Source organism: Chamaesiphon sp. OTE_75_metabat_556, assembly GCF_031378165.1.
GTDB lineage: Bacteria > Cyanobacteriota > Cyanobacteriia > Cyanobacteriales > Chamaesiphonaceae > Chamaesiphon.
In genome coordinates this window covers 1-20914 of sequence record NZ_JANNDR010000213.1, presented here as the reverse complement: position 1 = coordinate 20914, position 20914 = coordinate 1, and the positions used below count along the sequence as shown (strand labels likewise).

The 20914-nt window shown below is 48.2% G+C and carries 25 protein-coding genes; 7 read left to right on the top strand and 18 right to left on the bottom strand.

Annotation, left to right across the window (positions count from 1 at the left end; genetic code table 11):
* From RMO27_RS08840 to RMO27_RS08785, 12 genes are all read right to left on the bottom strand, one after another.
* Positions 1-1798, bottom strand: a 1798-nt coding sequence (locus RMO27_RS08840) for a hypothetical protein (RefSeq protein WP_309731455.1), incomplete at its 3' end; no start/stop codon positions are given.
* Positions 1799-1896: 98 nt separating this feature from the next.
* On the bottom strand, positions 1897-2466 hold the full coding sequence (locus RMO27_RS08835; RefSeq protein WP_309731453.1) for a 2TM domain-containing protein: 570 nt from the start codon (positions 2464-2466) through the stop codon (positions 1897-1899).
* A 65-nt stretch (positions 2467-2531) separates the two neighbouring features.
* A complete protein-coding gene (locus tag RMO27_RS08830) occupies positions 2532-2738 on the bottom strand; it encodes a DUF2839 domain-containing protein (protein ID WP_309731451.1) in 207 nt (68 codons plus the stop codon).
* A gap of 91 nt (positions 2739-2829) precedes the next feature.
* Positions 2830-4197 (bottom strand): FAD-dependent monooxygenase, encoded by a 1368-nt coding sequence (locus RMO27_RS08825; RefSeq protein ID WP_309731449.1) that lies wholly within the window; start codon positions 4195-4197, stop codon positions 2830-2832.
* Positions 4198-4382: 185 nt separating this feature from the next.
* On the bottom strand, positions 4383-5555 hold the full coding sequence (gene moeB, locus RMO27_RS08820; protein ID WP_309731447.1) for a molybdopterin-synthase adenylyltransferase MoeB: 1173 nt from the start codon (positions 5553-5555) through the stop codon (positions 4383-4385).
* A 279-nt stretch (positions 5556-5834) separates the two neighbouring features.
* Positions 5835-6101, bottom strand: a complete 267-nt coding sequence (gene rpmA, locus RMO27_RS08815; RefSeq protein WP_295618876.1) for a 50S ribosomal protein L27 — start codon at positions 6099-6101, stop codon at positions 5835-5837.
* 71 nt (positions 6102-6172) lie between these two features.
* Complete coding sequence (gene rplU, locus RMO27_RS08810; protein ID WP_309731444.1) at positions 6173-6532, bottom strand: 50S ribosomal protein L21; 360 nt, start codon at positions 6530-6532, stop codon at positions 6173-6175.
* A gap of 137 nt (positions 6533-6669) precedes the next feature.
* Positions 6670-7152 carry a Tic20 family protein gene (locus tag RMO27_RS08805; RefSeq protein WP_309731442.1) on the bottom strand — a complete coding sequence of 161 codons (483 nt, stop codon included), beginning with the start codon at positions 7150-7152 and terminating at the stop codon, positions 6670-6672.
* A 55-nt stretch (positions 7153-7207) separates the two neighbouring features.
* Entirely contained in the window at positions 7208-8599 is a 1392-nt protein-coding gene (locus tag RMO27_RS08800) for a type II secretion system protein (RefSeq protein WP_309731440.1), read from the bottom strand.
* Positions 8553-9044, bottom strand: coding sequence for a type II secretion system protein (locus RMO27_RS08795; RefSeq protein ID WP_309731439.1), 492 nt, complete (start codon positions 9042-9044; stop codon positions 8553-8555). Before RMO27_RS08795 ends, RMO27_RS08800 begins: the two co-directional genes overlap by 47 nt.
* 133 nt (positions 9045-9177) lie before the next feature.
* Positions 9178-9906 (bottom strand): prepilin-type N-terminal cleavage/methylation domain-containing protein, encoded by a 729-nt coding sequence (locus RMO27_RS08790; protein ID WP_309731437.1) that lies wholly within the window; start codon positions 9904-9906, stop codon positions 9178-9180.
* A 36-nt stretch (positions 9907-9942) separates the two neighbouring features.
* A complete protein-coding gene (locus tag RMO27_RS08785; protein ID WP_309731435.1) occupies positions 9943-10101 on the bottom strand; it encodes a hypothetical protein in 159 nt (52 codons plus the stop codon).
* Between the two features lie 180 nt (positions 10102-10281).
* Here RMO27_RS08785 and RMO27_RS08780 point away from each other — a divergent pair, with 180 nt between their 5' ends.
* The 4 genes from RMO27_RS08780 to fmt all read left to right on the top strand — a co-directional run bounded on the left by RMO27_RS08780 (position 10282) and on the right by fmt (position 14243).
* Positions 10282-10971 (top strand): C40 family peptidase, encoded by a 690-nt coding sequence (locus RMO27_RS08780; protein WP_309731433.1) that lies wholly within the window; start codon positions 10282-10284, stop codon positions 10969-10971.
* Between the two features lie 255 nt (positions 10972-11226).
* Positions 11227-11496: a helix-turn-helix transcriptional regulator gene (locus RMO27_RS08775; RefSeq protein ID WP_309731431.1), complete on the top strand. Its 270-nt coding sequence runs from the start codon at positions 11227-11229 to the stop codon at positions 11494-11496.
* 84 nt (positions 11497-11580) lie between these two features.
* Positions 11581-13113, top strand: a complete 1533-nt coding sequence (locus tag RMO27_RS08770; protein WP_309731429.1) for an NAD(P)H-quinone oxidoreductase subunit N — start codon at positions 11581-11583, stop codon at positions 13111-13113.
* A gap of 140 nt (positions 13114-13253) precedes the next feature.
* Positions 13254-14243, top strand: coding sequence for a methionyl-tRNA formyltransferase (gene fmt, locus RMO27_RS08765; RefSeq protein ID WP_309731428.1), 990 nt, complete (start codon positions 13254-13256; stop codon positions 14241-14243).
* A 9-nt stretch (positions 14244-14252) separates the two neighbouring features.
* Here the strand turns inward: fmt and phoU are convergent, their stop codons facing one another.
* Both phoU and RMO27_RS08755 read right to left on the bottom strand, forming a co-directional pair.
* A complete protein-coding gene (gene phoU / locus RMO27_RS08760; RefSeq protein ID WP_309731426.1) occupies positions 14253-14930 on the bottom strand; it encodes a phosphate signaling complex protein PhoU in 678 nt (225 codons plus the stop codon).
* Positions 14931-15256: 326 nt separating this feature from the next.
* Complete coding sequence (locus tag RMO27_RS08755) at positions 15257-16573, bottom strand: HAMP domain-containing sensor histidine kinase (RefSeq protein ID WP_309731424.1); 1317 nt, start codon at positions 16571-16573, stop codon at positions 15257-15259.
* On the opposite strand from RMO27_RS08755, the gene RMO27_RS08750 reads away from it, so the two are divergent.
* Positions 16560-16700 (top strand): hypothetical protein, encoded by a 141-nt coding sequence (locus RMO27_RS08750; RefSeq protein WP_309731422.1) that lies wholly within the window; start codon positions 16560-16562, stop codon positions 16698-16700. The two genes, RMO27_RS08755 and RMO27_RS08750, sit on opposite strands and share 14 nt — an antisense overlap.
* Before the next feature lie 52 nt (positions 16701-16752).
* On the opposite strand, the gene RMO27_RS08745 is transcribed toward RMO27_RS08750, so the two are convergent.
* From RMO27_RS08745 to RMO27_RS08735, 3 genes are all read right to left on the bottom strand, one after another.
* On the bottom strand, positions 16753-17067 hold the full coding sequence (locus RMO27_RS08745; RefSeq protein ID WP_309731420.1) for a DUF3143 domain-containing protein: 315 nt from the start codon (positions 17065-17067) through the stop codon (positions 16753-16755).
* A 112-nt stretch (positions 17068-17179) separates the two neighbouring features.
* Complete coding sequence (locus RMO27_RS08740) at positions 17180-17833, bottom strand: molybdenum cofactor guanylyltransferase (RefSeq protein ID WP_309731418.1); 654 nt, start codon at positions 17831-17833, stop codon at positions 17180-17182.
* Positions 17834-17846: 13 nt separating this feature from the next.
* Positions 17847-18359: a hypothetical protein gene (locus RMO27_RS08735; RefSeq protein WP_309731417.1), complete on the bottom strand. Its 513-nt coding sequence runs from the start codon at positions 18357-18359 to the stop codon at positions 17847-17849.
* Between the two features lie 194 nt (positions 18360-18553).
* Between RMO27_RS08735 and RMO27_RS08730 the strand changes: the two genes are divergently transcribed.
* The gene (locus RMO27_RS08730; protein ID WP_309731415.1) at positions 18554-18886 is read left to right on the top strand and encodes a hypothetical protein; all 333 of its coding nucleotides are present in this window, start codon (positions 18554-18556) and stop codon (positions 18884-18886) included.
* 109 nt (positions 18887-18995) lie between these two features.
* On the opposite strand, the gene RMO27_RS08725 is transcribed toward RMO27_RS08730, so the two are convergent.
* Positions 18996-19751 carry a creatininase family protein gene (locus tag RMO27_RS08725; RefSeq protein WP_309731413.1) on the bottom strand — a complete coding sequence of 252 codons (756 nt, stop codon included), beginning with the start codon at positions 19749-19751 and terminating at the stop codon, positions 18996-18998.
* Positions 19752-20059: 308 nt separating this feature from the next.
* Here RMO27_RS08725 and RMO27_RS08720 point away from each other — a divergent pair, with 308 nt between their 5' ends.
* The gene (locus tag RMO27_RS08720; protein ID WP_396133645.1) at positions 20060-20815 is read left to right on the top strand and encodes a winged helix-turn-helix domain-containing protein; all 756 of its coding nucleotides are present in this window, start codon (positions 20060-20062) and stop codon (positions 20813-20815) included.
* The last annotated feature ends 99 nt before the right edge of the window (positions 20816-20914 follow it).

Below are 20914 nucleotides of genomic sequence, written 5' to 3'. Positions count from 1 at the left end.
CTCCCCGCGTAAACTGCTTGGAACGAGCGCAAGTCTGCGGTAGGTTTACAGGCGCATGAAAATTAATCAGCCAGAGATCGATTGGCTGTGCGAATCGATCGACTGTTTCCCGCAGCCGCTGGGTAGCGGGGCAATCGCGTTCGCGTAGCGTCCGCCCTGCGGAATCGCATAATTTTGGCAATTGACTCGCCAATAAAAACTGCGTATTGGTCAACAGCCAGTTCGATCGGGTGCGACGCATTTCCCATGCCAATCCCATCATCTCGCCCACCTGAACGAGACTATCGTGCGTTGTGGCAATCAGGATGGGACGCGGTGCCGAGAGCGCGAGTGGGGCGATGAGCTGTTCGGGACGATAGTATTTGTGATAACCATAGTTACTCGCGACAATCGTACTACTGACAAAGCCCATCATTAAGACGATCGTTACAGCTTGTTTTCCCGATACCCATTTGGCGATCGAGGGGCGACGCTGCCAGCAACTAGCTAATCCCAGCCCGATCAGCATCGTCAGGCTGGGAAAGTAACTAAAGTGATACCTCGCACCGCGTGTAATATCAAAGCCCGTTAGCCCTGGCAGGATTAGATATAACCCGATCGCAATTACCGTAAAGTAGACAATCGCCAGCGTTCCCATCTGGGTCTGCACGCGCTGCAATTGGCATTTTACACCGCGATCGAGCATTGGTAACACCCAGGCAAAGAACGCAAGCATCAAAATCGCCGATAGTATGACCGTGGGGATATTGAGATCGATCAGCTGTTTGGACAGGATCGCAGGGGGGAGTTCGGTGACTTCTACCAATAGCAGCGACATCATCGAGATCGCTGCCCCCAGAATTTGGAATAAGGGGTTGAGGATTTCGATCCCTTGAGGGGGTTTGTTATTCAGCCAGCTAGAACTACGCAGATCGATATTACTCGATAACCACCACAGCCATACTGCCACTCCGGTCGCCGGACTCAGCAGCGCGAACGCTAATCGCGGCCATCTAAATTTTAAGCGATGATTTGAGGTAATTCCTGAGCCAAAAGGGGTTTTTTGATGCGTCTGCCACCACCAGATCGCGCCGACAGTCATCAACTGGGCGATCGCCGCAACCCCAAATAGAGAATGCGTCCCTACGCCCAAAATATTCACAACTACCCAGATCGAGATCGTACTGACGGGTAACTTGTGATCGCTAGTAAGATATTGACAGGCGATCGCCAAGCAACTAATCGAGATCGTCACCCACAAGATCGCCAAACTATAATGACGCGCTTCTTGAGCGATAAATACGCCATAAGGCGACACCGCCAACATCGCAGCGGTGAAGTTGGCGATCAATTGTGCCCGCTGGGGCTGTTCGGGCGCGCTGGCTCTCAGGTTATGCCGATCGAAGATCGCGTAAGTACACAGATAAACACAGGGAATTGTCAATATACCTAGCACCGCTGGCAAAGCTCTCGCCGCCCACAGATCGACGAATCCGGCCTGAGTGGGAAACAGTTTCATCCACCAATAAACCAGCACAAAGTAGATCGGGGGCTGACGATCCTCAGTTGATATGTGATGGATAATATCCCCCACTGTCGCATGGGGATTGGGAATAAAGGGAGCGAGTAAGTTATGGACATTAATGACTCGATCGAGCGGTACCGAACTAAAACTGTTGCCCACACTCAAAACAATCGTTCTAAATTCATCCGTCCATGGCGGTTTGCAGTCTAAATTAGCCAATCGTAAACCAGCCCCAATGGCCGTCCATAACAATAACCATCGCCATTGTTTACCGAAGGTCTTGAATGGTAACATATGGCGGTTGTGAGTTAGGGGCGATAGCTGCTAAGGTAGGAACGATCGGTGGTAGTTGGAATTCAAGTTCGATCTGAGGCAATGAAATCGGTGCTAATTCACACCAATTTATCAATTAATCCTGTAATTGATTTTTGAATCTTTTGTTTGCGTTCCCAGTTTTTAAAAGCGCGTTCGTAGGCTTGTCCTTGGCGTTGATAGAAGAGTTTCCAGGCATCTAGACCAAAACTCATTCCCCAAAAAATTAGCACGTACAAAGACCACGGCACGCCAAATCCGGTCAGAAAATTGAGGGCAACCAAGCAACTATTGGTAATTGCATATTTACCGAATTTGTCTTGAAATTTAGATCGCCGATATGCATCAAACTCTTTGAATTTTTCGCTAGCACTTTGGTTCGTCAACCACTGGGTTTCGGCTAGCTTGAGCTGATCGGGGGCAATCCGCAATTCGTCAGCAATTTCGAGTAACTGTGCGTAAGATAATTCCGTACCCGCACTCGGATGTTGCGCCAACGCGATGTTCAAAATTTGTTGGACGTCTTCTTGACTATAGGAGCGAGTTAAAGCTGTTTCTGAAGAATTCATATCCACTCGTTGGCGTAGTTTCTCGATCGGAGCGTCAAATCGATCGCCAGATCGGCAGATCGACAAGTATCTAAATGCCATTATGACATTGAATAACTGGCGATGTCTGGGGCGATCGCTACCCTAATTACCGTACTGCGGACGATCTAACCCGCGAGCTGCCACCACCCAAAACTCGGCCCAATTAATCGCACCATCAACCAAGCAAACACCAACAGTCCGATCCCGATCCAAGCCCCTTGAGTACTCACGCGGACAAAGTCCTCTGATTGAGTAGTTGTCAGCGGTAACCACGAGACAATCCGTTTGGATTCTGGTGTTCCTTGTTCTTTCCGTCGTTTGGCGTCGCCCATAACTATTACTCAACTATGACTATACTCAATAGAATCTAGATAAAATTTCTAGTTGGTGTCAATCACATGCAACTAATTTTAATCAAAAGGCTCACGATCTCGCCATCAAAACCCGCCACACAATCTGGGGATGAAACAGGGTACTGGGCGGATTGATTAGATTCATGACTTTGAACAAGGCATCGCTAACTACCCGATCTCGTAAAGTTGCTTGATGTAATCGTTTGACATAGTGATTGAGGATCTCGACACCAAAAGGTTTGGTGCCCGTTGTTTGGGGAAAGCGGAAATCCTCGCCGACGGCTAATTGCCAAGGGATCTCGATAATTTTGGCAACTCGATCGAAAAAAGTCGCGGCCAAGCGATCGTCCGAGCGATCCGCACTTAACAATCGATCGAGTTCTGCGGCTTCGAGCGCAGCTACTGTCATCCCCTGCCCATAGGTGGGATTGAAGCTAGCAATTGCATCGCCTAAGACGATATAGCCTGCGGGAAATCGTTTCAGGCGTTCGTAGTGTCTGCGCCGACTAGACACAAACTTGTGCGGGATAATTTCGGATAGTGGCTCACAGGCACAGATAGCCTCATAAATATCCGCCGATGGCAGACTGCGAGCAAACTCCAGGAATCCAAGATCATCGAGCGGGGTGCGTTCGCCATGCCAACCACCGATCGATACCAACCACCTATTTCCCTCGATTGGGAACATCCCCCCAAATCTTTTTTGATGTGGAGCTTCCGGCGTGCTCAAGATCCAAGTTTGGCTGCGGGGATCTTCCGGATCGCGTCGATAAATCCGCGTCCCATAGCCGACATTGACTATCACCTCACTTTCTGGAGGTGGTACATAGCCCAAATCCTGCAACCATTGGGGAGAGAGGGAATTCCGCCCAGTTACATCTACGACCAGATCGGCACTGAGGGTCGTCGGTTGACCTGTGTTATCCTGTGGGGCGACAATTACGCCAATAACTCGTCGGTTCGGGGCATCTGAGCGATCTTCGCTGGTTGGTGTCGCTACCAATTGCTTGACTGTGGCTCGATCGAGTAGTTCGATCTGTGGCAGTGCCAGCACCCGCTCGCGCACTAGGTGCTCCAATAGCACTCGGCTCATTGTGGTAATGTTGAAACCGATTTTAAATTGTGCTCGATAACCACCATAGCTATACCACCGCATCGACTCGGCAAAATCATTGACGATCGCGCCATGAGCGACCAACGCCTGTGGTAAGTCGGGAAAGTAATCGCTCATCACATTGAGTCCCGTGGCCAGCAGCGCGTGTAAATGACGCGTTTGAGGCTGTCCGGGACGAGATTCAGGTCGCAGATCGACCCGATCTTTTTCGAGGATCGTCACGCGATCGAAATGCTTGCTCAAGACACGAGCCGTCAACAATCCACCCAAGCTGCCACCGATGACGATAGCGTGCTGGCGATTATTTGTCTCGACTTTGGGCATTTTTTATCTCCACTAGTTAGCTATTGGCGATCGAGCGTATGTTGATTACTTTAATACATTGCTCTAAAATCGATCGACTCGATCGTGGCTCTCGAACCGCAATTGCCATGCTAGTTAAAACATCTCCCCAACTTCTTCAAAGAAGTCGGGGAGATAAGATTCGGGATAAATAGTTGGTGGGGGAATTAATATTCCAGCACAGAAGAATCGACTTCCCGACTCCAAGCCTGGATACCGCCTTTGACATTCGTGCCCTCAATGCCAGCTTCCTTGAGGATGGATAGGGCTTTAGCCGATCGACCGCCCATCTTACAATGAGCAATTAAGCGATGACCATTGAGAGCTGCTTTGACTTGTTCGATCCCTTTACCCTGTTCGATATCTGGTAACGGAATCAAGATCGAGCCAGGAATTTTGGCAATATCGTATTCATTGGGATTACGAACGTCGATCAGGACAAAATCCTTTGCACCACTATCGATTAGTTGCTTGAGTTCGGTCACAGTCATTTCTGTTAGCATACTTTGTTGCTCCGCTTCAGCCGCTTTTGCTTGAGGAATTCCACAAAACATTTCGTAATCGATTAGTTTTTCGATAACTGGCCGCACGGGATTGGGACGCAGTTTCAACTCGCGGAACTTCATCTCTAGGGCATTGTACAATACCAATCGCCCGCTGAGGGTCGTGCCTTGGCCGAGGATAATCTTGACAGTCTCCGTCGCCTGAATCACCCCGATAATGCCTGGGAGGATGCCTAAAACGCCACCTTCGGCACAGGAAGGTACCATGCCTGGTGGTGGTGGTTCTGGGTACAAATCGCGATAGTTCGGGCCGCCTTGATAGTTGAAGACAGTCGCCTGTCCTTCAAATCGAAAAATTGACCCGTAGACGTTGGGTTTATCTAATAAGACACAAGCATCATTGACTAGATACCGCGTGGGAAAATTATCGGTACCATCCACGACGATATCGTAAGGGCGAATGATATCGAGTGCATTAGTCGAGCTTAAAGCTGTCTCATAGAGATCGACTTGGCAGTAAGGATTGATTTCATGAATCCGGTTCTTGGCCGATTCAATTTTGGGTTTGCCGACCCAGGAAGTGCCGTGAATGACTTGGCGTTGAAGATTGGAGTGATCTACCACGTCGAAATCGACAATCCCCAACCGCCCGATGCCAGCAGCCGCCAGATATAGCAACAATGGTGAACCGAGTCCCCCGGTGCCGACGCAAAGCACGCTGGCGGCTTTGAGCCGTTTTTGACCGTCAAGCCCGACTTCGGGGAGGATCAGATGCCGCGAATAGCGGGCATATTCTTCAGGTAATAACTGGATTTCGTCCAGATTCGGATCGAGCATAGCTAGTTTAGTTAAAGCTGATGATTGGTGAGTTCAACAGCGATCGCCAAGAGGTTTGGTATCTAGAAACTAGCACTCTGACCGTCGCCGCTTTAGTCTACAACTGATGTTCGTGAAAATTCAAACAAGGTTTAGCAGACTGATGGTTCTTATTCTACCTCGTTTGCGTAGTGTCTTCCCCGCTCGCTCTAGAGTTGGTAGCTGGTTGCTAAATACTCACACAAAATAGGGACATACCTCATGGTAGATCCCTATTTTTAGATCAGTTAAAGAGTATTCCTATGCGGCTACCGCAACAGGATAAACGCTGATTTTTTTACCATTTTTGCCTCTGCGCTCGAAGGTGACAACGCCATCGACGAGAGCATAGATAGTGTAGTCTTTGCCGAGGCCGACATTATTACCGACGTGAAAAGAGGAACCGCGTTGGCGGACGATGATGTTGCCAGCTTTGACTACTTCACCACCATATTTTTTGACACCCAATCTCTGGGCGTTTGAATCTCTACCGTTTCTAGTACTACCCGTACCCTTCTTAGAAGCCATAATTACCTCGAATTACTAAAAAATTGTCTTACTCTTACTCCCCTCTTGGGAGGGGCAGGGGTGGGTTCCGGCTACGCAGCGACTGCAACCGCTTCAGCTTTGGCGATCGCGCTACCATTAACACTAATAGAATCAATCATCAAGCGAGTTACTTCTTGACGGTGACCGCGTTTTTTCCGCGTTTTCTTTTTAGGTTGCATTTTGTAGACGATCACCTTGCGCGCGCGGTAGTGGCGCATGATGGTACCTTCGACGGTAACACCAGCAACTAGCGGCTGCCCGATTTGGATGCTGCCATTATTTTCGAGCAAGAATACTTTATCGATCGATACGGTGCTATCAGCCGCGCCGGGTAACAATTCGATGTCATAAAAGCGACCTGGCTCGACCCGCATCTGCTTGCCACCAGTTTCAATAATTGCGTAAGTCATAGATTTAGTGATGTGAAATGCCGTACGGGTAGTCTTTGGCGTCGATTGCCAGACATTTGTCAGAATTTAACCCGATCCGAGCTTAAGTTATAGACAGCCCCTCATTATGACAGATCGCGATCGATCGAGTCAATATTTTAGTAGCGATCGACTTGCATCTGAGCCGTTTCCGATAATTGAGGGATTTCGGTGTATTTTCCCAATGCTGACATGATCATGCCATATATGGAAATCGCCCAGGTACCAAAGAAGACCGTGTTCATCAAGACTTGAGTCAACGCGCCGAGGCCAAGGATCGGCAGCAACACATATTGCAACAAGAGTCCGCACAAAGATAGCAAAATACCGATCAAAATTGCTTGCAGCACATTGAACCGGATAAATCGATTGACTTTAGCATTGATGACAACGCCGATATATAGCCCTAAAAATAGCAATAAACCACCAATCCGGTCGTTATTCAGTGCTAGTAACGGTACTAGTGGTTGATATATCTGCTCCGCGATCGGAAACTGTGCAAATACAAATTTACCAAAAAAGAATACGTCAGCGATCGGGAGTAAATAAGCAATACTCCCGAAAAATCGATCTGCTGCTGTTTGCGAACCTTGCCAACTCATCCGATCTACTCCCAGACCTAATTATGACTATCTATCTGTCTACAGCATACCGCACTTACTTCGAGAGGACATTGCGGGGGAAATATTCAGCCGCAGCTTGGAGTCTCTCCATCGTGTTCAACCCGTTAGCATCTTTGTCGTTAACACCAACTGTCGCAGCTTGACCCGCGCCATCATATTTAGCATGTAGCTCGATTTTAACTCCAGCTAGCAATTTCCAACTGACGTCGTCATCTGCTACTGAAGCATTGTAATTAAATTTACATATGTATTGTGGATTCTCGGCAGTTCCGGTGGTGGGTTGAGCTAAGAATGGTGCTGTGTTAGAGCAGACATCTGCTGCTGGTGAAGGATTGATGTTCCTGTCTGTAAGATTGTAAATCCGCGCAGAAGCCCTAAATTTATCAATTTTTTTGATCAGTGTTGAGGGAGCTTGTCCATTCACAGATACTTGAAATTCACCCGTGTTTTTTAATGTATAAACTCTTTCCTCTAATATATAGATCGGCTTACCGATACTATATGCAACTGCTTTGTTTTTGGTGTTGTTATCGATCGTTTTTTGATCGAAACCTGTCGGATAGTCGATCGATCCACTAGCCTGGACTGTAATACTGTATCTTTTAGTGTTAACAACAGTATCCAATCCATTGGCAGCATTTGCTGTCTCATTTGTTTGATTGAAGATCAGCATATGTCCATTTTCATCGGACACTGCAATTCTTAATCTTTCAGGATTTGGCGTTGGTGGTGATGTATTGCAAAAATCGTCGGCTACTCTAGTCGAACTATCATAAGCAACAGTAGGATTGGGTTCGTCAAGTTTGCAGCGATAATCTCGCGCTTTGCGGAGCGCGGTCGGCAGCGTCAGGGCTAGTCTCGTCGTTGGATATATATTTGCTGGATCGGTGGGGTAAACAGTAATATCTGTTCGAGTAGCTGGTCGAATCACCAACAGTGGATTGGTAGTCGTTCTGACGTCGCAATTGGTAGATGCGGTTACGGTGGTGGGAGTATTATCTGCAACCTTTAGAGTCGTTATTGTCGTAGGATTTGTCCCGGCAACGATATTCTCACACAATGTTAATGCATCGCTGACGGCTCTGCGAATCGTGATTTTGGAAGAACCAGTCATGCTCCCTATGTCGGTATTGGGAGCAAACTCGATCGTGGGAAACGAATTGTCACTAATTAGTTCTCCAGATTGTTTGATATCATTACCAATCATTTCGAGAATTGCCGATAGATTCTGAATAGAATCGATACTTTTTTTGTCTTTGCTAAAGGTACTACTAGTCTCGACAAAAGCATTCATCGCCAGTCCACCGACAAAGATCATGATTGTCAGGCCAAAAATTAGTTCGAGCAGCGTAAAACCTTTGTTTAACTGCTGGGATTTCTTAAAATGCGGTATAAGTGCCTTCAAGATCATATACTTTTGAACCACGATAACTTACCTCTACTTTAAATTTTCGATATTGACTGCTACAAACCGTTGCATCCACATTCTTACCTTCACAATAAGTAATCTTGGTTTGATATTGCCGACCCATTGCTTTGGTTAATAATTTCTCCGAATCGCTAGGATTGTTGACATCTGTGGGTTGAGTCACTGGATTACCAGTTGTTGGGCTAGCCACGCCATCATTGTCGGGCATACCCGCAATTGGTCGCGATCGAACATTGTCAAATGTGCGTTGGGCAACAATCAAAGCACCCGTCCGAATATCACTTTTGGAGTTGTTAATTTTGGCATATAAGAATAGTGGCATAGCATAAGCCAGACAAATTCCTAGTGTGGTTAGAGCAATGACTGTCTCAAGCAGACTAAAGCCTTGTGTCGATTTGAGGATTTTGTGGTGAGAATTAGTTTTGTTGTGCGCTATTTTCATGTTGTCAAACATCCATGTTTTTAAAGGTGCTTATCGGCATCGATTACTTGCTGGAGCCAAAAATTTGAATTCAATATGTCAAAGTTATTGAGAACTGTTTATTCAGTTAATGAATTATGATAATTTGTAAGTATTAAAAGACGGGATTATTTGCACTAGTATTTAGGAAACCTCTATTTTTGTCTTTAGTTCTGATTTCTACACTACCAACTCCAATAACCTCAACGAATGAAAATTGTGCTTTGTTATTAGCTTGAAAATCTTTTAACGTCAAAGATACTGGTTGAAAAGCAACGCCACGATTGTCATAGCAGATACTCCAGTTCAGATGAGATTCAGCAACAACTGTGGTAGGTGTGGAACCATTGGCTGGTGTAATTGTTAATGAGAGTCCTGGTGTTGTTGCTGGTACGCCAACCTGAGGTACATCAGCAGTATCACTACTTACGCCAATTGCTTCTGGCAGATCGAGATCGAGTTGAGATGCTATCTGCCAACCATCTGAACGACCAGTAGGATCGGAGGGATTAGTACCAGATGTCGTGACTTGACAATTGCGGGCGGATTCCACAACAAAATTGTTAGCAGATTGTGGATAAGCTCTATTTGGATGAGCCGATAGTACGAGCGCGGCCGTCGGATATTTAGGTTTGAGGCGATAGGCGCGATTGCTGGAGATTGCTTTGGAGCGGATCAGATTTAGATGCGCCTGAAATTGCAATGAGCCATCGCGTAATGGTTTATTGAGCGATAGTAGTGACGGTGCGGCCATGCCCATGATGAAACCAATGACAATCAAGGACGCCAGCGTCTCTACCAAGGTGAAGCCTTGAGAGTTATATTTAGGTGGTCTAATCGCCACAGTCAATGACTCCTCAATGAAGATAAAAGTTTGTAGTTATCGATGTTGCTGACTGCGGAGCATCGCTCTCGATCGCGTAACTGGCAGCTTTATTAATATGCCCAAATCGCCATCAGAAATTACACACCAATAGTCTCGATCGGGATAGACTTCTAGACAGGCAACTTCGGGGTACCGATCAACGATCGACTCCAACTACTATCTGAATTGATAAAATTGGCCGCTGTACAGCCAATTCTAAGCTGTTTTTTGAGGATTGAATGCGATCGCGATCGCTCAGTATTTACACTCGATCTGTCTTTAAAGATTCAAGTTGTAGCTCAGTAAATTCTCGGGTGATTTTTACTTGTGACTCTAGTAATTTAAAAATTAATAATGATAAATTTATCTACCAATAGTGAATACAAATGTCGAGTCGATCTCGATCTCTATAGCTCCCCTAGTTGCGAGGGGCTGGCGACACAAGCGGCTAGCGGTCGGCAGCTGCGAATCCGATCCCTGACGCCGACGGAGCAGGCGATTTCAGTCCGGTTGTGTGAAGATGATTATGTGGCGTGGTTGAAACTTGCAGATGTGGAGCAGCTAGAATTAGCGATCGATACTTACCAAGCCATCGAGATCGATCGATCGAAAATTGCAACTCGGATCTCGCAGATTATTGTTTTTACTCAAGCGGCCATGCAAGTACCCAATTATTACTTATGGGGCGGCACGGTGGCACCTAATTATGATTGTTCGGGGTTGATGCAAGCAGCGTTTGAGTCCCAAGGGATTTGGTTGCCGCGCGATTCTTATCAACAAGAGGCGTTTGTCGAGCGAGTCTCGATCGAGAATATGGTACCTGGCGATCTGATCTTTTTTGGGACGCCAGCCAAAACCGATCACGTTGCTCTCCATCTGGGCGACTTGCGCTATATCCACAGTTCTGGGGTGCAAATGGGTAGGAATGGGATTGGCATCGATATTTTAAGCGATCGCACTGGCGATCCGATCGGTTGTGGTTACTATGCCAAATTGCGTTGCTGTGGGCGAGTGATGAGCGGCTTTCAATCGATTGGCAGTTGAGATTTAACGTACGCGCTAGCGATTTCCTCCGGCGCGTGCGTTAATATAAAGCAGCAAGAATTGGCTAGACTGAAAGTCGATGGTGTCGATCGTAGCGGTCGAAATCATGCCACGAGTACTCCCAGCAATTGAAGTCTAAGTCAGGAGAGATCCGATTTTAGGGATCTCACTTGATAGCAGATGGGGAGGCGGACGGATTAGAATCGATCCTAGCCAATGATGAAACTCTAACCAGTAGCAACCAAGGCAGTGATGATGACCAATGATGATAAGCTTCAAACACCTGCTACGCTATCCGATCGCGAAATCGAAATCATCGAACTAGTCACTGCTGGTTTGACTAATGAGAAGATTGCCGCTCGATTAGAAATTAGCAAACGCACTGTCGATAATCACATTAGCAATATCCTGGAAAAGGCTGGTACGGGTGTCGATAATCGGGTAGCACTAGTCCGCTGGGCACTGCAATGGGGCAAGGTTTGTCTTCATGATATTAATTGTTGTTCGTTACCGGAGCGGGAGTAGAGTGCGGTAAGATCGAAACAGCGTGAGCGGTCGATATCATCCAAGCGATCGATCGCGATCTATTCCGATCGAGTTAAATAACTTATGGATTTCAATAATTTAGTTACTCAGCTCAATGCTGGGGCGATTCTTCCAGAGGGGATCGTCGTTATCACACTGTTGACAGTTTTAGTAGGAGATTTGATTGTCGGCCGCAGTGCGGCTCGGAGTTTATCTTACATTGCGGTGGGTGGCTTGTTGGCGGCGATCGTCGCACTGGTATTGCAGTGGGATAACCCCAATCCCGTCGCCTTCATCGGAGCTTATAGTAGTGACTCGCTGAGTGTGGTATTCCGGGGGATTATCGTCCTCTCAGCAGCGGTGACAATATTGATGTCGATTAGCTATGTCGAGCAGACGGGAACGGCGTTAGCCGAGTTTGTGACAATTTTATTGACAGCAACCCTGGGTGGGATGTTACTCTCTGGAGCTACCGAACTGGTGACGATTTTCGTGTCGCTGGAAACCCTGAGTATCTCATCCTATCTGATGACTGGGTATATGAAGCGCGATCCGCGATCGAATGAAGCGGCACTCAAGTACCTGTTAATTGGGGCGTCGAGTTCGGCGGTATTTTTATATGGAGTGTCGCTACTCTACGGACTATCGGGTGGCGAAACTACCCTGCCAGAGATTGCCACGGGGATGGCCAATGCCAATGGCAGCCTATCATTAGGCTTAGTTGTCTCTTTAGTATTTGTGATTGCGGGGATTGCGTTCAAAATTTCGGCAGTACCTTTTCACCAGTGGACGCCGGATGTCTATGAAGGTTCGCCGACGCCTGTGGTTGCTTTCTTATCTGTTGGTTCCAAAGCAGCGGGGTTCGCGCTGGCAATTCGGTTATTAGTCACAGCCTTCCCCCAAGTCATCGAGCAGTGGCATTTTGTCTTTACCGCGCTGGCGATTTTGAGCATGGTACTAGGCAATGTCGTCGCCCTAGCGCAGACGAGTATGAAGCGGATGCTCGGATATTCGTCGATCGCACAAGCGGGATTTGTGATGATTGGGATGGTGATTGGTACTGAGACTGGTTATGCCAGTATGGTGTTTTATCTGTTTATTTACTTGTTTATGAACCTGGGTGCCTTCGCCTGCGTGATTTTATTTACACTGCGGACGGGTACCGATCGCATTAGCGATTATGCTGGTCTCTATCAAAAAGATCCTTTCCTCACGCTGGCACTGAGTATCTGTCTGCTGTCTTTAGGTGGCATTCCCCCCTTAGCTGGTTTCTTCGGCAAAATCTACATTTTTTGGGCAGGCTGGAAAGCGGGTGCCTATGGTTTGGTATTGCTGGCACTAGTCACTAGCGTCGTCTCGATTTACTACTATCTGCGCGTCGTCAAGATGATGGTAGTCAAAGAACCCAACGAAATGTCGGATGTCGTCAAAAACTACCCAGTTTCCAATTGGAATCTCCCTGGGATGCGATCGCTCCAAGTCGCTACTCTAGCAACATTGATCGCGACTTCCCTCGCCGGAATTCTCTCCAATCCCCTATTTACGATTGCCAATGACTCTGTGAGCAACACGCCGATGTTGCAGGCGAGTCTGCATCGACAAGTGGCAGTTAAGTAGGGAGAAGTGGATAGTGGATAGTGGATAGTGAATAGTTGCTAGGTGTTTTTTACGCACCATGCTTCGATAGATAATCGCTGCCCACCGATATATATCTACCGATCGCTATTCACTATCTACTAATCACTATTCACTAATTCATGCGAATCATCTTCTTCGGTACTCCCCAATTTGCCATTCCCACCTTAGAGCAACTTCTCGCAGAGCCACAAATTCAGGTAGTGGGGGTAGTGACGCAGCCGGATAAAAATCGGGGACGGGGCAATCAATTATCGCCATCGCCGATTAAAGCGGTAGCTGTCGCACATCATCTGCCGATTTGGCAGCCAGCACGGATCAAAAAAGATCCTGAGACGATCTCGGCACTCCGCGATCTGGCAGCCGATCTATTTGTCGTGGTAGCCTATGGCCAGATTTTATCTCAAGAAATTCTCGATCTGCCTAAATTGGGCTGTATTAATGTTCATGGTTCGCTATTACCCCAATATCGTGGGGCGGCACCGATTCAACGCTGCCTGACGGATGGGGTGACGAGCACGGGGATTACCACCATGCTGATGGATGCGGGGATGGATACGGGGGCAATGCTGCTCAAGTATGAAACTCCAGTCGATCTATTCGACAATGCCGATCGATTGGTGGCTAAATTGGCTGTCGAGGGTGCGCGACTGCTAGTTGAGACGATTGGGAATCTCGATCGAATTACACCGATACCGCAGGAGCATTCTGCCGCCACTGCCGCTCCACCAATTCAGAAGTCAGAATACACGATCGATTGGACTCGATCGCCTATTTCTATCCATAATCAAATTCGCGGTTTCTATCCCAATTGTGTCGCGACTTTTCGCACCCAACCGCTAAAAATCATCGCAACCGCACCATTAGGTGCCGAGTTTGCAGCAGATTTACCACCAGAAATGCAGAAGTTGCTCCCAGAGCTAGCGAGTCTCGATCTGAGCGATAGTTTACCTGGGACGGTAGTCAAGATCGCCAAAGGTTTGGGGCCGATCGTCCAAACTGGCTCTGGCTGTCTGCTCCTGCGCGAAGTTCAACTTGCTGGCAAACGCCCCCAATCCGGTGCAGATTTAGTCAATGGTACGAGATTAGCCATCGGCGAAATGTTGGGGTAGTTGCAACTATCAACTATCAACTATTAACTGTCTCGATCCCGTCACGATAAAAGTTACTCGATAGGCAACATTCGTCGCATGATCGGCCATCCGTTCGAGATGGCGAATCGTCAGTGCGAGGAGAATTGTCGGCTCGATCGAACCCTGCAAATTAGTTTGACTGGCTAAAGTTTGGTAAATCTCATCATAGGCGCGATCGACATCATCATCGAGTTTGTGAATCGTGGGGCCAGCCGTGCCATCTAAATTGGCTAAGGCTGCTAAACTGGCTTCCAGCATCGCTCTAGCGTGGTGAGACATCTGCTCGATCGCGGCCAAGCAAGGATGTTCTGGATAGGGAAACAACTTGAGGGAGATGGCACTGATATCTTTGGCATAATCCCCAATCCGCTCCAAATCTCGCACCATTTGCATAAAGGCACTCAGTCGCCGCAAATCTTGGGCGACGGGCGAGGCAATCGCCATCAGTTCGGCGCATTCAACTTCGATGTGATGATAAAACCGATCGATCTTGAGATCGATCTGGGGAATTTGTTCGGCAGTGGCAATCTCGCGCTGAAATAACGATCGATGCGCCAGTCGAAATGATTGCTCGACCAATGCACCCATTAGCAGCATGTCCTGTTCTAGTCGGCGGCTGCGATGTCTAAACTGCCTAGATTCATTCAATGAATAAGATGTAGTCACATTTAAAATTAATTAGATGATCTAGGTTTCGGCGCGATCGAATATCTAGAACTGGGTATCAATATATCCTAACAATTATCCTGAGTTACTAAATGTCTTAAATATCACTATATCCTGAAGAGATCGCGATTTTAGTCAATTTAGGTACGGACATTAGCGACTGGGCAAATAGCTAGCAGCCAAATCGTCCTAGCTTTTTCGCCACCAAATCTCAGCTCAAAGCGGTCGAGATCGTGAGATTATATTAGCGCAACAACTGGACATCGAATCGATCGGACTCGTACTTAATTTATACTTAATCTGCTTAAATATCAGAGCTACTTTAACTAATTATTCGGTAAAATTATTTGGAACCAAGCACCATGTGTAGTGGGGTGATTGTTTGCGACGATCGTGCCTTGATGAGCGAGAATAATTTGGCGGACGATCGCCAGCCCCAGTCCACTGCCAGTCGTCTGTGCGAGGGCACTATTGCCAGTGGCTGGGCGGTGACGAGAGACGTCACCCCGATAGAGGCGATCAAACACGTAGGGTAGATCGCTAGTGGTAAAACCGGTGCCATCATCATACACATCAATGGCGACGCGACTCTGTAGTCTGGCGGTGGTAGTGCCATCGACAATCGGTGCGGGTGCCAGGAGCTGAAGATCGATCCAAATATGACCGTGATCGGGACAATATTTGAGACTATTATCAAATAAATTAATCCATACTTGGGTAAATCTCGCCGCATCGATCTCCAACATCAACTGAGTTGGCCCGGTATAAATAAATTTAATTTGGCGTTGGGTGGCGATCGGTTCGAGCGTATGCCAGACATCCTCGATCGTCTTGACAACATCTGCTTCTAGCAACCGGAGCGATTGGCTGGCAGTAGATTCAAGCTGACTCAATTCTACAAAATGTCGGATTAGATCGATCAGCCGATTAGTTTCGGTTAAAATCCGAGTCGGCCAGCGCGTCAGCTCTGGCGAGACTTTGGCTTGTAATGTTTCGGCCAGGAGATGGATTGCCGTTAGCGGCGTCCGAATTTCGTGAGCCAGATCGCCGAGCCAGCGTTCCCGCGCAGTGGCAGCATCGACTTGGTACTGTTGGCTCTCGACAAAGACCCCGATCTCCCCATTTGCCAAGGGTATACAACTGGCTTTGAGCCAAATTGACTGGGAATTAGCAGCTTCTTGATAGCCAAAATGAAATTGCCACACGAGATCTTGGCTGACTAGTGTCGATCTGACCTTGCTAATTAAGAGATCGAGTTCGTAAGAACGCACCAATTCTAATAACAGTCTGGCTTTGCCAGAATGCCATTTATGGATCTGGAGTAAGCTTTGAGCGGTTTGATTGCACCATAAGACTTGATTGTCAGCATCAAGTTGGAGATAACCGATCGGGGCATCTTGTAATACGGATTGCCAACTAAATAACTGCTGCTGAAGTTGTTGTTGCTGGTACTGGTTGACGATCGCGCGGCGGCGCAATTGGGAGACAATCGGCAGCGAAATATCTTCACGATCTGTGGTATTCTCCATCACCGCCAGCACTTGTTGCAACTGTTTGCGAGTAGTAGATTCCCGCCAAAGATAACCACCCAGCGCACCTACCAGCAGCCCAGAAATTGCAGAGATGAGGATGGCTAGAAACATGGGGCGACAAGGTGAGATGATTGGACGATCGATCCTCAATCCCCATCTGCTCTGGCAGGAGCGCGGTGGCTGCCAACAGGAGATCGAGACGGATAACTTCAGCCGATCTGGGCTAGGCTCCGACTGAATGTTGCCGATCTCGATCGCAGCTACAAGCGTTGAGGGCAGATTGCGAGGGACTAAGGGCCAGCAAAGACGGCATTTTCGATATCCTGCCGACTGAGTGAATATTTGAAGGTGCGATAAATACTGTTAGAGCCAGCGATAGCGGAAGGGCTGTTCCGATCGCTGCTGGCACTACTACTGGGGGCGTGATAGCGCACGGTGAGTTCTTCAATATCCAAGCACAATTCAGCCCGCCAATCGGGCTTAGTGATATACCAGCAGTGCAGATCGCTATCGTCTTGTTCGCAGCCCATCGACATCAACCATTGCTCGATTTCTGGCAAGGGATGATTGTACAACGGGGTATTATCAGTCGGTAGTAAGGTCATGGCTAGGATCGATACGGAGGTCAAACGATCGGTCTTATCGCGATCGACTACTATTTTACCGTGAGATCGACATGACTAGTTCCCTGCAGAGGCAACATGCGTAATACCGATGTTATGGCGACGATGGGGGTGCTGCTGGGGTCGCTCTTGCCGCCACAATGGTAGCAAGATCGGCAGGGGTATTGCAGTTGGCCAGACAGTTGGGATCGGTAATGACTAATTCCGTCACTACATTTAGCTGCAACCAGCCCTGAAAAGATCGCCCGCCATCAGCAATATAGGCACGCAGTGAATCCCCGCAAATCTGGCGATAAAAGCCGCATAATGGCTCCCAACCTTTATTTGGATGTCTGGCTAAATAGGCGATACTGTCCGCCGGAATTGAGGGCAATCGATCGATCCAGGCTTGGATGATCGCGGTGGCTAAATTGGGCAGATCGCAGGCAAGTAAGAGTGTCCAGTCAGCATCGATCGCGGGCAGGCTCTGACTAAACGCAACGAGCGGGCCACTGTCGGGCGATCGATCGGGCAAAAACTGACAAGCAGCAGGTAACATCGGCTCATATCGTTGCGGCCAAGGGGTGACGACATAAATTTGGGCGGTGTCCGCCAACTGTCGCCCCGTGAGATCTCGACTAGCCGCGACAGTATCATAAATCTGCCGAATCAAAGGGATGCCATCGATCTCCAGGCTAGCTTTGTCGCAACCCATCCGCGAACTCCGTCCCCCTGCCAAAATTAGTACTGCTAACGAGTGCGTTGCCACAATTAACGATCTCTTAGTAACCCATCGGGAGCTTTGACTTGAGCGTCGCTGGTGTCGATGGAAGAGTGGGCAAAGGTTTGAGCGGACGCAGCGGTGCGCTAGGGATAAACACGCTGAGATGGGGACTCGGCGACACCAAGCCACTGTCCGGTTTCTGGGCGGAGATCGCTAGCTCCTGCTTGAGATTTTCATTCATCACGGCTTGCTGAGTTTCTTGGGTACGCAACCGTTTCAACTGTTGATATTGACTTTTCCACAAATCTTGGGTGCGGACGGTGTAGCCATAGACGATCGCACTCAACCCGATCGCACTCGTAAATAGGATTAGCGTACCACGCTGGATCGTCATTAGGGATGTGAGCCAAGCCGGGGTGGCATTTGGTGCAAATTGTCTGACCTGTGGCGATCGAGTCTGGCTGGGTTTAGCGACATTCAAGCTGGGATCTGATGGTGAAGCTGCTGGAGATCCTGGGCGCGGTCGCTGAGTTGTAGACTCGTTCTGAGGCGGTATATTTAAGGGATACATACGCAGGCGATCGATTAGTGGTAGAGGAGTGCGGTTGACTGGTAGCTAGCTAGGTTATTGCTAAATATCCTATCACCGATCTCTTTTTAAACAGTCGCTCTAGTGGAAAATAGGTTGGGAGCGGGGAGCGGGGAGAAAAAAGGACGTTTGCGTTCTATTCACTATTCACTATTCACTATTCACTATTCACTAACATGTCTCCAAAAATTACGATTTACTTAGCTCAAATGTGGTTGTGGATGACTATTTTTGGTCAACTGGTGTTACCAGTCAAAGCAGATCCGATCCCGATCGATCGCGATATTCCTGAAGAAGTCCTCAGAACTGAAATTATTACCGAAGCGAGATCGCCGATCGATGGCCGAGCACTATCGGCGACCGAATTTGCCGAACTAGTAGTCGAAACTAAACAACAACTCGATCGATCGAGTGCCGAGCTGGGTGCTGGTAGTTCCAGAATCAAAGAGACAATATTCTTGCTACGTTTGCGCAGTTTCTTGCGATCGGTCGGGATTCCCATTAATTAACGCGCCCCACCTTAAAGCGAACGTCTTGAGCTGGATCGAGATCGGGGCTGGATATCAATTTCTGTGTCGATCGCAACGCTATCAACTATCAACTATCAACTATCAACTATCAATTATTTTCACTTGCTAAAAACTCTAGATAACTAGCCGTTAAATCCTTAACAGCCAGGTCGAAGAATTGCTTGCCATGTTCGGGGGTAGCCAGACTCGGATCGGAACCCATCCGTCCGTCGGGATATCGCTGGCGAAAATCTGCCGCGCCCAGAATCTTGCGTTCCGAGGAGAGATTGCTGGCAGCTAATGGTGCAGACTTAATTGCATCGGGATAGAGATATTGTGTCAGTGCTACTTCTGACGGCGTTGCATGAGATCCCTCGCGATCGCCATACAATTCCTTCGCTAGCCGATACACACTACCAGACATAAACCAGTTAGCTGTCTGACATTCAACGAGATCGGCATTAGGCATCTGCAAATCGGCTAGGTGCGCATACAGCTCGGAATAAGCTGCCTTGAGCGTGGCAATATTGCCCCCATGACCGTTAATAAAGAAGAATTTGGTAAATCCAGACCGCGCCAAACAGGTGAGATAGTCGCGAATCACCAGGATTAGCGTACTCGGACGCAAACTGATCGTGCCTGGAAAAGCGGCATGATGTAATGCCATGCCCACATTAATCGTCGGTGCAACGAGGGCTTGGGTGGCCGTGCCGACAGCTTCGGCGATCGCTTCGGCACAAATCGCATCCGTACCGATTAATCCTGTCGGGCCATGTTGTTCGGTCGAACCGATCGGGATAATTATCCCCGTGGATTGGTGCAGATAAGTTTCAACTTCCGTCCAAGTACTCAGATGTAAACGCATGACGATCGACCATTGGCGAACAGGGGTATTCTCAATATCTTAGGTGGTTATATCGTTGCTGTGGTGGATCGGGAAACGAGCAAATTCTTTGGTATGATTGCATAAACTTGACCATTATCCCCTTCTGCAAAAACCAAGCTCAAGGGGTGTGTTACGAGCAAAACTATGGATCTTGGGAACCAGGACTCTTGCCCTTGGAGACAATGTAAGACCGATGGAACTATGGAGTCCCAGCGGCGGTGGCCATTGAATTGGGAAGCCCGCGCTGTACCGAAAGTCAGCGTCGGGTAGTTTACTTACTTGTGATGATGCTTGCACTCAAAATGTCGAACCACTCTGCGATCGGGCAACTAGGCAACGTCACCAATCGGATTTTATTAGTTGAAGATGAAGAATCGATTCGGGAATTACTCGTCTTAGGTTTGGAGGAGGAGGGTTATGAAGTAGTGGCGATGGCTGATGGACAAGCCGCGCTAACTCAGTGTCAACAGCCCTCGCTACAACCCCAAGATTTTCCGTTCGATTTGATTATCCTCGATCTGATGTTGCCCAAAGTGAGTGGGCTAGATCTCTGTCGCTTCTTACGCTACCAAGGCAATCACGTCCCGATTTTGATTGTCAGTGCCAAAACTACCGAAACCGATCGAGTCCTGGGTTTGGAAGTTGGTGCCGATGATTACATCAGCAAACCCTTTAGTATGCGAGAGTTGATTGCCAGGTGTCGCGCGCTCCTGCGCCGCCATCGCCTGAATGTGGTTGCCGATAGCCCCACGATCCATTTTCAAGATATTACACTATATCCTGAAGAGTATCGGGTGATGGTGCGCGGTACTGGGGTCAATTTATCACCCCGCGAGTTTCGCTTGCTGGAGCTGTTCATGCAAAACCCCCGCCGCGTTTGGGATCGCGAACAATTACTTGATCGCGTCTGGGGTATCGATTTTATCGGCGATCGCAAGACTGTAGACGTCCACATTCGCTGGTTGCGCGAAAAACTCGAAATCGATCCCAGCCAACCCCAATACATCACCACCGTTCGCGGTTTTGGTTATCGGTTTGGTTAGGTTTTAGTGGATAGTGAATAGTGGATAGTGGATAGTGAATGGATTTTGGAATACTCCCCGTCTCCCCGTCTCCCCGTCACCCCGTCTCCCCGTCACCCC